Below are 12,411 nucleotides of genomic sequence, written 5' to 3'. Positions count from 1 at the left end.
AGGCTATCTCCCATGAGCTGTGATACTTTCTAGAAATTCATCAAATAAGTCAATACTGTCAGTTGGACCACTAGACCCATCCGGAGAAAATTGAACTGAGAAACTTGGATAGTCACGGTGCCTAATTCCCTGAACTGTTCCATTGATTAAGTCTATGTATGTCACAATTAGTTTTGATGTGTCGATAGAATTTGGATCTACGGCATAATCCTGAGCTTGATTAGCATAAATAATTTGATTAGTAATAATTTTTTGAATGGGATGATTGCTTCCATGGTGTCCAAGTCTCATTCGATAAACACTGGCTCCATTAGCCATAGCTAACAATTCATGCCCTAATCCCATACCAAAAACTGGAAGTGCCTGTTCTAATTTAGCAATCGTCTTTAAAACACTTTCATCAATTTCGTGCGGAGATCCAGGCCCTGTTGATAAAATAATTCCTTCTGGGTCAAGATCAATGATTTCTTGGTATGAAGTGTCAAAGGGAAGCACAATTACATTGCAATTCCTTTGAGATAATTGACGAATAATCCCTTCTTTTAAGCCAAAATCAAGTACCGCAACGGTTTTGCCATTCCCAGGGACCAAATAAGGTTTGGGTGTGGCAACCTGTTGAATCTGCTGATTACTTAAAACAGCTGCATTTAACTGATCAAATGCATGTTCATCATTAACATCAACGAGACTCGCTTTTGAAATATCATGTGCCATAATGTATTTCAAAAGATAACGAGTATCAATTGCAGTTATCCCCGGAATATTACGTTGCTTAAGAAATGTATCTAAAGATATATTTTTTAAGTAACTAGTTGAAATATCCTCACTATGATGAACAACCACACCCTTAGCTGATGTCAAAATAGACTCATAGTTTTTTCGATTGATTCCGATATTTCCAACTGAAGGCTGTGTGAATGCCACGATTTGATTGTGATAAATTGGATCTGTGATTGATTCCTGGTAGCCATTAAGATTCGTATTCATAACAATCTCGCCCGTTACGGTTGATTCAGCCCCCATCGATTTTCCCACAAATGAAGTGCCATCATTTAGGATTAAATATCTTTTAGTCATAATGAAGGTCCCTTACTTGTTAGAAACGATTTCGACAGAATCACGATCATCAATTTCTGAAACCAAGACATTAACTTTTTCGTCCTTCGAACTAGGAATATTTTTCCCAACAAAATCAGCCCGAATTGGTAGTTCACGATGACCACGATCAACTAATACAGCTAAACCAATTCTCTTCGGTCTTCCCATTTCATTGATTGCTCCTAATGCTGCCCGGACAGTCCGACCAGTGTATAACACATCATCAACTAGGATTACATTTTTATTATTAATGTCTACCCCATCATTATTAGTTGGATTAGGCTTTGTCTTTCGGTTCTTTAAGTCATCACGATATTTGGTTACATCTAGTTCCACAACCGGAATTTTAGCATTTTCAAGTTTTTCCAAGCGTTTAGCAATTCTTCTTGCCAAATAAACTCCACGAGTCTTAATACCAACTAAAACTAAGTCGTTGATACCTTTATTTTTCTCAATAATTTCATAAGTGATTCGTGTCAAAGCACGTTGCATGGCCATGCCATCAACTACAACTTTCTCTTTTGCCATAAATGTCACTCCTTAACTGATATCAGAATACTGTTTTCTTAACTGATTGATTGTTTTTTGAAAAATTGGTGGTGCTGGAACTTTAAAATTGAGTTCTTCATGTGTAACTGGATGTTTAAATCCCAGTTCAGCAGCATGTAAAAACTGTCCTTTCCCTTTAATGGTATTTTTAGGTCCATAAAGTGGATCGCCAACGAGTGGATGACCAATATATTTCATATGGACTCTAATTTGATGAGTTCTTCCGGTTTCTAACTGACATTCCACTAAAGTATATTTCCCACCAAACCGTTCAAGAACGTGGAAATGAGTGATGGCATTCCTTCCGCCGGGAATTACTGCCTGTTTCTTGCGGTCGTTAAAAGATCTACCAATCGGAGCATCAATGGTACCGCGTTCTTCATTAATATTACCATGAACCAACGCTAAATACTTTCTGCGATTAGTTTTTTTCCTTAGTTGTTTGGACAATGATCTATGAGCAATATCGGTCTTAGCTACCATCAACAATCCAGAGGTATCCTTATCGATGCGATGAACAATTCCTGGTCTGACTGTTCCATTAATAGAAGACAATTTTGTATGATACAACAGTGCATTAACTAGGGTATGGTCAGGATGACCGGGAGCGGGATGGACTACCATACCTTGGGGCTTGTTGACCACAATCACCTGATCATCTTCATAAACAATATCCAGCTTAATGTTCTCTGGCACTAAATTTATTTGTTTAGGCTCAGGGATAGAAATTTGAATGAGATCATTATTTTGGGATTTGTATTTTGGTTTTTTAGTATCACCATTAACTAAAATTAAATGAACCTTGATTAATTCATTTACACGACTACGACTTAAATCTTCATAGTGATCCGAAACCAATTTATCAAGTCGCTCGTTTTCATTATCAGCTCTAAATTCTCTATTTTGCATTTTTCTCACTCTCAGGCTTTGCTAATAAAATAACTAAGAACAGGACAATCACACCAATCGTTACACACGAATCAGCTACGTTAAAAATTGGAAAGTTTATAAAATCTAATTGAATCATATCGGTAACTGCTCCTAAAAACAGCCGATCTAACAAATTACCAATCGTTCCAACCAACATCAACGTTAAACCAAACAAGTATCCGATATGATATCTTTCAACGTAAATAAATATCATAAAAAGCAAAACGGCTACAGTGGCGATGAATTCAAAAATGAAAGATTTCCCAGCAAGAAAACTCCAAGCAGCACCTGTGTTATTAATATTAGTCAATGATATAACTCCAGGAACGAATGGAATTTCTTTTCCAAGTGGAATGTTAATCCGAATCCACCATTTCGAAATTTGATCAAAAATCAGGAGAATAAAAAACATTAGTGCAAAACATATCCATGCCAAGATTTGTTTTTTAGAATAATCCGGTGATTTTTTCATTTTTATCAATATCCATTTCTGCTGCAGCTGGATGCTTAGGCAATCCCGGCATAGTGATTACTTTTCCAGCCATCGCCACAATGTATCCTGCTCCTAGTTTCGGCAATAATTCAGTAATATGCAAAGTAAACCCACTTGGATCGCCTAATTTTTTGGGGTTATCTGATAAAGAATATTGAGTTTTAGAAATACAGATCGGTAGTTTATCCCATCCATTTTTTTCAATGCCCTTTAATTGCTTCATGGCTTTCCCAGAAAGGACGACGTCCTTTGCTCCATAAATCCTTTTAGCGACTTTATTAATTTTATCGATCAAGGAATCCTCGTCATTGTAAACTCGATTAATGGATGCATTGTTATCAACAAGTTTGATTAATTTTTGAGCAAGGTCAATTGAGCCCTTACCACCCTCAAGAAATGATTTGCTAATACCAAATTCAACGTCTTGTTTTCTTAAATGATCACTTAACCACTTAATTTCTTCAGGGGAATCATCAGTAAACTGATTAATGGCGACGATAATTGGTTTGTTAAAGGATTTCATTGCCTTAATATGATGATCAAGATTTTTTACTCCAGATTTTAATGCTTTAACGTTTGGTATAGCTAAGTTTTCTTTACTAATCCCACCATTGAACTTTAGAGCACGAATTGATGCAACCATAACGACTGCACTCGGATCTGCATTTAAGTGTGGTGATACCAAATCCATGAATTTCTCACCACCTAGATCAGAACCAAATCCTGCTTCAGTTAACGTATAATCAGCAACTTTAAGAGCCACATTAGTAGCTTGAACACTGTTACACCCCATAGCTAAATTAGCAAACGGCCCCCCATGAACAAACGCTGGGGTATGTTCTAATGTTTGAACTAGATTAGGATTAATCGCATCTTTTAAAATAATTGTTAAAGCACTTTCAACCCCCAGATTTGAAACAAAAACTGGTTCATTATCATAAGTGTATCCAATTAAGATATTCTTAATACGTTCTTTTAAATCATTTAAATCAGTTGATAGACACAAAATGGCCATTAATTCACTTGCAGCTGTGATTTCGAAATGCTCTTCTCTAGGAACGCCGGACTTAGATCCACCTAGTCCAATCACCATATTTCTTAGTTCACGATCGTTAACATCCATCGCTCGGTGCCACTGAATTTTACGTGGATCTAAATGTAAAGGATTTCCCTGTTGAATCGAATTGTCGATCAGTGCCGCTAGAGTATTATTAGCAGAAGTTAAAGCATGAATATCTCCCGTAAAATTAAGATTAATGTTAACCATTGGTTCAACTTGAGCAAATCCGCCTCCGGCTGCTCCACCTTTCATTCCCATCACAGGACCCATAGAAGGTTCCCGCAAAGCAATGGCAACTTTTTTATTTAGTTGATTTAACGCATCGCCAAGACCAATTAATACAGTGGATTTCCCTTCTCCAGCCGGAGTGGGATTAATAGCAGTTACTAAAATCAGTTTCTTTTTAGTATGTCGATCACGAGTATTACCTGATATTTTCGCCATGTACTTTCCATATGGATCAACTTCGTTTTTGGGAATCGAAAGTTTACTTGCGATATCTTGAATCGGATCCAATTGACTTTTCTGTGATATTTCAATGTCAGTTTTCATTCATACACCCTCTATTTTTTTACTTCAGTGCTAAAAGCTTCTTTTAATTCGATGATAGAATTGTTGGGAAGTATAAAATTATAGTTTTTATTCTTATAGTTGAAAGATAATTGAAATTTTTTGGAATGAATATCAATAATGTCCTTAATATTCATTTGAATCCCCTTGGGATGAAACACGCTCCGCACTGTTAATGTCTTATTTGATAAGATTAACTTTCTAAAATGAATTTGAATCCATGATAGTAGGATAAAAACAATAAAAAAACCTAATGTAATTTCTTGAAAGTGAGTTATTTCTAACCAAATGATCACCCCAATTAGCAAAACAATAAACGTCCAACTCCAGCAGATAATACTAGTAGTGATATTTGGTTGATACAAAAATTTTCTCTTTTGAGTTATCATAGTCTAAACCTCTTTATTAAACGAATGGAGTAATTTATTAATGTATAAATTATATTCTGATGCAGCTATTAAACCTAAAAGTAATCAATGTGGAATTGGAATTTTAATTCTTCATCAGAAACAACAAATTCAAATTAAAAAGCAATGTAAAGCAAAAAATAATCATATTGGTGAATTCAAAGCATGCCTCACTGCCCTAAGAGAGCTTTGTGATCATTTAAATAGTATTAACAAGCATCCAAGTGATATTACTGTCCTGTACTACACTGACAGTTCCATTTTAAGCGACAGTCTTAATAAACAATACGCCAAACATTATCAAAAATACGTTGATGAAATCGTTAAATTACAAAATCATTTCGCAATGGTGTTAACTAAATGGATTCCAGACACTCAAAATCTAGGTGCTCACGAATTAGCTTTTCAAGCTCTTCATTCTAATTAATTAACGTAGTTAGAGATTGGTTTTTCGTACATATCCCAGTCTTTAGTAGTGCCAAAAATGATATAATCCGATAATAATTTTCCAATCATTGGTCCAGTAGTTAGACCCGACGATCCAAGACCACTACCGATCAACAATTTTTTGTAATTGGGGATTGAACCAAAGAAGGGAGCAAAGTCATCTGTATAAGCTCTCGTTCCCACTCTACTACCAATAATATCAGAATAATCCAAGGTAGGAATTAATTTTTTGGCTGAATTAAGCAATTCATCATTAACCTTTGGTTCCTCTTTTAAATCAAAGCCCTTTTCATCGTCGTGAGTAGCTCCAATAATCAATTTTCCGTGTCCAAGCGGAATAAAGTCATATTCTCCTTCTGGCATCATCACCGGCATGTTCTCATGAGCTGGAATATCAGATACTTTTAATTCTACCAGTTGTCCTTTTTGAGGTCTGACTTTTACTTTAATGTTAAGAGGAGCAAGTGTTTCTTTTACCCAAGCACCGGTAGCTATGACAATTTGATCGAAACTTAATAGTTGATCTTTAAAACTAATGGTATGGTCACCAGTAAGTATCACTCTGCCCTTATAAAGAGTCAAATTTCGTTTTTTGGCGATTGCAACTAAATGCTTGCAGAAGAGATTCCCATTAATCCGACTTCCTCCGGAAACAAAAATTCCTGGGTGAGTAATCGTAAGAATGGGAATTTTATTTTGCACTTCTTTTTTGTCTAACCTCATTATGTTTCCCATCTCAGGAGTTGTTTGAACCCTTCTTTTAGCTAAAGCATAGAGGTCATCTAAATCGTTATTATCTTGTCTTGTAATGATGGTCCCACTACTATTAAAAGTTGCTGAATTCATTTGAGTTTGATCAGCAATTTTAGGAATCAACTTAGCTCCAGCCTTTGCTAAGTTATACCATTGTTTATTTCTACGTTTCGACAACCATGGTGATATGATTCCTGAAGCTGCTTTGGTTGCTTGCCCATAACTATCGTCAAACATCGTTACCTCTCGTTCATCAGCATTTGGAAGTTGACTTAGGTAATATGCAAGGGTGGAACCAACTATTCCACCACCAATAATCGCAATTTTCTTTTTCAATTACTTGTCCTTCTTGTTAAAAGTTTGCTCAGCCCAGTATTGGAAATAATCCGTTCTGATTCGCCCATTATACAATTTACGTCGTTTAGTGGCTTTTTTGCCATATTCTTTTTCAAAATTTAAATCACTGGTTAAGTAATACTTAGACCAAGTTTTCATAGGAATAAATACCTTTCCCATGTCATGATAAAGCTGAGCTGCTTCTTTAGTATTACCCATTCTTTGACCATATGGCGGATTAGTAACTAAAACCCCATCTTGTTTATCGGTATGAAAGTCTTGGACGGCCACTTGTTTAAACTGAATGTCATGAAGTAAACCAGCTTCCTCAGCGTTTACTTTGGCATAATTAATCATTTGTTCATTAACATCAGAGGCCATGATATCAAACTCGGTGTCATAATCAGCTTTTGAATCTGCATTGGCACGTACTTTCTTTACAAGTTCTGGATCCACCCAATCCCAGTGTTCAAATACGAACTCACGATTATAACCTGGTGCAATATTTCTAGCAATTAAAGCCGCTTCAATTGGGATGGTCCCCGACCCACACATTGGATCCAGAAATGGCATTTGTTTGGGATGCCAATTTGTTAAAAGAATTAGAGCTGCGGCCATATTTTCTTTTAATGGGGCTTCACCTTTTGCAACTCGGTATCCACGTTTAAACAAACTAGAGCCAGTAGTGTCTAGTGTATCCATAACTTCGTCTTTGTTAACCCGAACTTCAAGTGGATATAGTGCCCCTGATTCAGGTAATCTAGTGCGGCGATGATAAAATTTACTTATCTTTTCAACGATTGCTTTTTTAGTAATGGCTTGAATGTCCGGGACACTATGAAGAACTGATTTTTGTGAACGTCCCTCAACTGGAAACTTTCCGTCCATCGGGATAAGGTCTTCCCAATCCAACCTCTTAGTATTCTCAAACAACTCGTCGAAAGTTGTCGCTTTAAAACGACCCACAATAATTTTAATTCGATCTGCAGTTCTTAACCATAAATTAGCCTTAATAATGTCAGTAATCGTTCCGGTAAAAAGAACCATTCCGTTCTTAACTTCTGGATCGTATCCTAATTCCCGCAACTCATCTCCTACTAAGCCTTCTAAACCAGCAGAACAAGTTGCCATTAAATTAAATTTTTTCATTTTATCCATTCCCTTTTATATAAAAAAAGAGTGGGAAGATCCCACTCAACCTGAAAAATGGTGCAGGCCCCTATAAGCCATGTTTTGTGCTTAACCACAACTTCAGGAAAAAGTGGTTAAGTAGTAATCATCTATCTCAAGAACAAATTGTTCTTCCCCCACACTTGGTTCAATTTCCGTGTGTGAAGCTCCCCTACCAAAGTTTGGGTTTCCCGCTCGCGGGGTTTACTGCGTTCCAATAATTTGATTTCTCAAATTAGTCGTTTCTGTGGCACTTTATGAAATACTAGAGCATAGCAATTGCCTTAGTTCTTTCTTTCGCCGTAATCAAATCAATGATCCCTCGGCTTATTTTTTCACCGAGCACGAACACTACAAGCATCTCAGCTTGTGCGAGAGTGGACTTTCCTCAGCCAACAATTGTTGACCGCGATTACTCAGGACCTGCACCAAGTCTTTAAAACCTATTAGATTTATCTGAATCCTCGCCGTATACACGACGCTCTAAGCTGGATAACCGTTTTAAGATATCCATGTCAGTAGGATTCTGACCTTGAGCCGGCTGACTTGAAGCAGTATTCTTTGATGCTTCCTCAGCAGATTTAGTTGGCTCAGCAGTTGTTTCTTCTGGTGCCCGTTGTGGAGCACTTGAACGTTCGATAGGACGTTGAGTACTTTGTGTGCTCGATCCCATTGATACTTGACGAGATAATTCGTCAACTTTTAACTTTAGATCTTGATTTTCCTGATCTAACTGATCAATCTCACGTTGAAAAGTCTCATAGTCCTTAATGATACTATCCAAGAAAGTATCAACTTCAGCAGGATCGTAACCCCGCATTTTTTGCTTAAATTCCTTTTGTAGAATTTGTTTTGGAGTAAAATTAATATTTTCCATTAATGCACACCTCACCAATCATTTCCGCATAATTCTATTCTATCAGAAATAAAACTAAAAGTCATCATTTAACTGTCTTTGATAATCATCAGCAAGATCTTGTAACTGATCAAAATCGATCAATTGCATCGGATATGCATGATTTTTTTGAAACTGGTGAATAGCTTGATAGTCATACTTAGTTTTACCTTCATTTTCTGGATCATACACTAATAATGATTGGTCTGTATGCGTGAGCATAAATCGTTGATAATTTTTTAGTTGTTTATGTGAATCATACGGATGATCACTTACTGAATTTGAAAAATCAGCTTTAGAAACTGCTTGATTTAATTTTGCTTGATTATCTTCATTCCAGTTTGACCCAAATTTTTTAAATGGTAACATTACTGCTAATTGAAATTCATGTGGATACTTTTTTTGAAGTTTCTTAGAAACATCGGCTGTCCATTGTTCAATTCCGAGCTGTCCGCCGGTGATAATCCAGTCACATCCATTTTCAATTAACTGTGAAAGTTGATCAAACAAAGCTTGCTTAATAATTTTTAACTTAGGATCATCATTTTGAAAGATTCCTAATTCATAACTCCGGTACCCTGATACCCAAACGCGGCTCATTTCTATCCACCTTTCAATAATTATTTCTCCAAGTTACCTACAATTGCTATAATATACTACGTATATGATAACATGATCATTTTTAATAAATGAATTGAGGTTATACAATGAATTTCCATTATCCTAACGGTAATTCCTATCGAAGTACCAGTAAATCAAGTAAACTTATCATTAAAAAAAATAAATCTACCATTAAGTACGGTGATCGGGGGATGTCCCTTGAAGCTGAATTAAATGAAAGCAACAAATATTATTTGGAAAGGGATATTGCAGTGGTTCATAAAAAACCTACTCCAGTTCAAATTGTAAATGTTGATTACCCCAAACGTAGTGCAGCCGTTATTAAGGAAGCATATTTCCAGCATGCTTCTACAACTGACTATAATGGTATTTATCGGGGCAAATATATTGATTTTGATGCTAAAGAAACTACTAGTACCACTTCTTTTCCTCTTAGTAACTTTCATAAACATCAAATTGAACACATGAAAAAATGCACCAAATTAGGTGGGATCACCTTTGCAATGATAAAATTTGTTAAAAGTAATGAACTTTTTGTGCTTGAAGGACCGAATCTATTCTATTATTGGGACCGACAAAATCAGGGCGGAAGAAAGTCAATTTCAAAAATAGAGCTTCAGGAGAATGCGTACCAAATTAAGTACCATCTTCAACCCTTGATTCCATACCTCAGAGCGGTTGATCAAATTATCGATAATAAGAACAATATGTAAAGGAGAAGTCTAATGGCTGATTCAGATGAAAATATTTCTAGGGTACAAAGGTTTAAGCACCATCAGCAACCACGAAAGAAAAAGATGAAGCTTTGGAAAAAAATCATTTTATGGATTTTGGCAGTAATCGTTGCCATACTTATTTGTGGAGCAGGGCTTTTTACTTACTATGCAGCTAGTGCTCCAAAGATATCTTATAATACCCTCTCTAGTGATAATTCAACGACGATATATGATTCAAGTGGTAAGATAATTTCACGTTTAGGTGCCCAAAATCGGGACTACGTGAAACAAGATCAGATTCCTGATAACCTAAAAAATGCGATTATTTCAATTGAAGATCGTCATTTTTATAAGGATCATGGGGTTGATCCTGCCAGAATTGTTGAAGCAGCCTTTTCAAATCTTCGTGGCCAAGGTGGTTTACAAGGTGGCAGTACCCTTACCCAACAATTAGTCAAATTATCAGTCTTTTCGACTAAGGCCTCGGACCAAACGCTAAAACGCAAGGCTCAAGAAGCCTGGTTAGCGGTCAAAGTCGACCATGATTATAGTAAACAACAAATTTTAGAGTTTTATATCAACAAGGTTTACATGGGTAATAATGCTTACGGAATGCAAACTGCTTCCGATTATTATTTCAATAAACCATTAAAGAAGATTAACCTCCCACAAACGGCTTTTTTGGCTGGTTTACCTCAAGCTCCTGTTCAATATAATCCTTATACAAATCCTAAGTTAGCAACTGAACGAAGAAATCAAGTTCTAGAAGCAATGGCTAACAATAAAGTGATTTCTAAGGAGCAAGCTAGTGAAGCTGAAAAGACCAGTATTCAAGATGGTCTGGTTAAACAACACAATTCAAATTCGTCTCCATACGCAAAAAATGAGAAGTATGCCGATGCCTATATCCAACAAGTTGTTCAAGAACTAGACAAAAAGGGATACAAATTAAATGCTGGAAATAAGGTTTATACAAATTTGAATATGGACACTCAAAAACAAATGTATAAACTGGCCAACGATCCCAACTCACCCATTCAATTTCCTAACAATAACTTCCAAATTGGTGCCACGATGGTAAATTCCAATAACGGTAAAGTGGTTTCGATGCTTGGATCAAGAAAACAAAAAATTGCCTTTGGATTAAATCGTGCAATTCAAACCGATCGTTCTAGTGGATCAACTATGAAACCACTAATGGACTATGGACCAGCAATTGAATACTTAAAATGGCCAACTTATCAAGCTGTTCAAGACACGCCTTTCACGTATCCCGGAACAAATAAAGAACTTCAAGACTTTGACAATAAGCATGAAGGTACCATCACGATGCGAAAAGCACTTGTTGAGTCACGTAATATTCCTGCGATCAGGACCCTTCAACAGGTTGGAATCCAACGATCACAAGACTTTTTAGCTGGATTAGGAATGACATTTAATAAACCACTTGAACTACAAAACGGAATTGGTGCCTATATCTCATCAGAGCAGGAAGCAGCTGCGTATGCTGCATTTGCAAATGGTGGGACGTATTACAAACCATATTTAATCAATAAAGTAGTTAATGTCAACGGAGCTGAAAAGCAATACAGTCCTAAGGGGCATCGAGCCATGTCACCAGATACTGCCTTTATGATAAATGACATGCTAAAAGGCGTCATGACTTCTCCTAATGGTTCTGGAACTGCTGCTAAGATTCCTGGACTTTATCAAGCCGGTAAAACCGGTACTACCCAATATCCGGATGATTGGATTAAGAAAGTTCCTGATCAATCATCAATGGATTCATGGTTTAGTGGGTACACGAAGAATTTCTCACTTTCTATTTGGACCGGATATGACCATCAATTTAAACCCGGAAACTATATTTCCGAGCCACAAACACGAATTGCTCAAACCTATTACAAAGAAGTAATGTCACAGGCATCTGCTAATAAACCTAATATTGATTGGCAGAAGCCGGATAATGTGATTGAAACCAAACGAGATGGCGTAAACGAATACTATATCGAAGGCCACATGGGAACCGCGGTTTCAGCTAATAATGCTAGTCAATCTGGACAAGCATCCAAGAATCGTTCAGTTGTCTCAAATTCATCAAGTTCAAAAGACTCCAACAGTTCATCATCTGACGATAATTCTAGTTCAAGTCAGACGTCATCGGGGTCTAGTTCTAAGGTTGAAGAGCCATCTGAATCGAGCAAACCTAATGATCAATCATCTTCTGAATCATCAAATAATCAAGATAACAATAATCAGAGCACTCCTGCTTCTAATAATAGTCAATCATCAAGCACTTCTACTCCAAATCAATAAATTGAATATTCTCTTTAAGACTCATCCACTTTATGATTTATGTGGCTTGG

Annotated in this window: 13 protein-coding genes and 1 other RNA gene; 3 read left to right on the top strand and 11 right to left on the bottom strand. The window is 36.5% G+C overall.

Features of this window, described 5'->3' with window-relative positions; translation table 11 throughout:
- Window positions 1-3: 3 nt before the first annotated feature.
- From AC6UDC_RS03720 to AC6UDC_RS03695, 6 genes are read right to left on the bottom strand one after another with little or no spacing between them, the layout of a single operon-like run.
- Entirely contained in the window at window positions 4-1,077 is a 1,074-nt protein-coding gene (locus AC6UDC_RS03720; RefSeq protein ID WP_500693749.1) for a carbamoyl phosphate synthase small subunit, read from the bottom strand.
- Between the two features lie 12 nt (window positions 1,078-1,089).
- Window positions 1,090-1,626 carry a bifunctional pyr operon transcriptional regulator/uracil phosphoribosyltransferase PyrR gene (gene pyrR / locus AC6UDC_RS03715; RefSeq protein ID WP_500693748.1) on the bottom strand — a complete coding sequence of 179 codons (537 nt, stop codon included), beginning with the start codon at window positions 1,624-1,626 and terminating at the stop codon, window positions 1,090-1,092.
- A 12-nt stretch (window positions 1,627-1,638) separates the two neighbouring features.
- Entirely contained in the window at window positions 1,639-2,556 is a 918-nt protein-coding gene (locus tag AC6UDC_RS03710) for an RluA family pseudouridine synthase (protein ID WP_500707099.1), read from the bottom strand.
- On the bottom strand, window positions 2,546-3,049 hold the full coding sequence (gene lspA, locus AC6UDC_RS03705) for a signal peptidase II (RefSeq protein ID WP_500707100.1): 504 nt from the start codon (window positions 3,047-3,049) through the stop codon (window positions 2,546-2,548). The genes AC6UDC_RS03710 and lspA overlap by 11 nt, the downstream gene beginning before the upstream one ends.
- Entirely contained in the window at window positions 3,024-4,682 is a 1,659-nt protein-coding gene (locus AC6UDC_RS03700) for a formate--tetrahydrofolate ligase (protein ID WP_500721367.1), read from the bottom strand. The genes lspA and AC6UDC_RS03700 overlap by 26 nt, the downstream gene beginning before the upstream one ends.
- 11 nt (window positions 4,683-4,693) lie before the next feature.
- Window positions 4,694-5,089, bottom strand: coding sequence for an EbsA family protein (locus AC6UDC_RS03695; protein WP_500695656.1), 396 nt, complete (start codon window positions 5,087-5,089; stop codon window positions 4,694-4,696).
- 40 nt (window positions 5,090-5,129) lie between these two features.
- Here AC6UDC_RS03695 and AC6UDC_RS03690 point away from each other — a divergent pair, with 40 nt between their 5' ends.
- Window positions 5,130-5,534 (top strand): reverse transcriptase-like protein, encoded by a 405-nt coding sequence (locus AC6UDC_RS03690; RefSeq protein WP_500695657.1) that lies wholly within the window; start codon window positions 5,130-5,132, stop codon window positions 5,532-5,534.
- On the opposite strand, the gene AC6UDC_RS03685 is transcribed toward AC6UDC_RS03690, so the two are convergent.
- From AC6UDC_RS03685 to AC6UDC_RS03665, 5 genes are all read right to left on the bottom strand, one after another.
- Window positions 5,531-6,643, bottom strand: a complete 1,113-nt coding sequence (locus AC6UDC_RS03685) for an NAD(P)/FAD-dependent oxidoreductase (protein WP_500721363.1) — start codon at window positions 6,641-6,643, stop codon at window positions 5,531-5,533. The two genes, AC6UDC_RS03690 and AC6UDC_RS03685, sit on opposite strands and share 4 nt — an antisense overlap.
- Complete coding sequence (locus tag AC6UDC_RS03680; protein ID WP_500707103.1) at window positions 6,644-7,792, bottom strand: THUMP domain-containing class I SAM-dependent RNA methyltransferase; 1,149 nt, start codon at window positions 7,790-7,792, stop codon at window positions 6,644-6,646. It abuts the gene before it with no gap.
- 68 nt (window positions 7,793-7,860) lie between these two features.
- Window positions 7,861-8,237: RNase P RNA component class B (rnpB, locus tag AC6UDC_RS03675), an RNA gene on the bottom strand.
- A 12-nt stretch (window positions 8,238-8,249) separates the two neighbouring features.
- A complete protein-coding gene (gpsB, locus tag AC6UDC_RS03670; protein ID WP_500706507.1) occupies window positions 8,250-8,690 on the bottom strand; it encodes a cell division regulator GpsB in 441 nt (146 codons plus the stop codon).
- Between the two features lie 54 nt (window positions 8,691-8,744).
- Window positions 8,745-9,308 (bottom strand): SLOG family protein, encoded by a 564-nt coding sequence (locus AC6UDC_RS03665; protein ID WP_500721361.1) that lies wholly within the window; start codon window positions 9,306-9,308, stop codon window positions 8,745-8,747.
- A 107-nt stretch (window positions 9,309-9,415) separates the two neighbouring features.
- Here AC6UDC_RS03665 and recU point away from each other — a divergent pair, with 107 nt between their 5' ends.
- Both recU and AC6UDC_RS03655 read left to right on the top strand, forming a co-directional pair.
- The gene (gene recU / locus AC6UDC_RS03660; RefSeq protein ID WP_500693738.1) at window positions 9,416-10,042 is read left to right on the top strand and encodes a Holliday junction resolvase RecU; all 627 of its coding nucleotides are present in this window, start codon (window positions 9,416-9,418) and stop codon (window positions 10,040-10,042) included.
- 12 nt (window positions 10,043-10,054) lie between these two features.
- Window positions 10,055-12,361, top strand: coding sequence for a PBP1A family penicillin-binding protein (locus AC6UDC_RS03655; RefSeq protein WP_500707104.1), 2,307 nt, complete (start codon window positions 10,055-10,057; stop codon window positions 12,359-12,361).
- Window positions 12,362-12,411: the final 50 nt, after the last annotated feature.

The organism is Fructilactobacillus sp. X7R7C1 (assembly GCF_059901065.1).
This window is presented reverse-complemented; position numbering and strand designations above follow the sequence as displayed.

Excerpts from the sequence above, each read along its gene's own strand:
- AC6UDC_RS03720 (WP_500693749.1), bottom strand. The coding sequence starts at position 1,077 with ATGACTAAAAGATATTTAATCCTAAATGATGGCACTTCATTTGTGGGA.
- pyrR (WP_500693748.1), bottom strand. The coding sequence starts at position 1,626 with ATGGCAAAAGAGAAAGTTGTAGTTGATGGCATGGCCATGCAACGTGCT.
- AC6UDC_RS03710 (WP_500707099.1), bottom strand. The coding sequence starts at position 2,556 with ATGCAAAATAGAGAATTTAGAGCTGATAATGAAAACGAGCGACTTGAT.
- lspA (WP_500707100.1), bottom strand. The coding sequence starts at position 3,049 with ATGAAAAAATCACCGGATTATTCTAAAAAACAAATCTTGGCATGGATA.
- AC6UDC_RS03700 (WP_500721367.1), bottom strand. The coding sequence starts at position 4,682 with ATGAAAACTGACATTGAAATATCACAGAAAAGTCAATTGGATCCGATT.
- AC6UDC_RS03695 (WP_500695656.1), bottom strand. The coding sequence starts at position 5,089 with ATGATAACTCAAAAGAGAAAATTTTTGTATCAACCAAATATCACTACT.
- AC6UDC_RS03690 (WP_500695657.1), top strand. The coding sequence starts at position 5,130 with ATGTATAAATTATATTCTGATGCAGCTATTAAACCTAAAAGTAATCAA.
- AC6UDC_RS03680 (WP_500707103.1), bottom strand. The coding sequence starts at position 7,792 with ATGAAAAAATTTAATTTAATGGCAACTTGTTCTGCTGGTTTAGAAGGC.
- gpsB (WP_500706507.1), bottom strand. The coding sequence starts at position 8,690 with ATGGAAAATATTAATTTTACTCCAAAACAAATTCTACAAAAGGAATTT.
- AC6UDC_RS03665 (WP_500721361.1), bottom strand. The coding sequence starts at position 9,308 with ATGAGCCGCGTTTGGGTATCAGGGTACCGGAGTTATGAATTAGGAATC.
- recU (WP_500693738.1), top strand. The coding sequence starts at position 9,416 with ATGAATTTCCATTATCCTAACGGTAATTCCTATCGAAGTACCAGTAAA.
- AC6UDC_RS03655 (WP_500707104.1), top strand. The coding sequence starts at position 10,055 with ATGGCTGATTCAGATGAAAATATTTCTAGGGTACAAAGGTTTAAGCAC.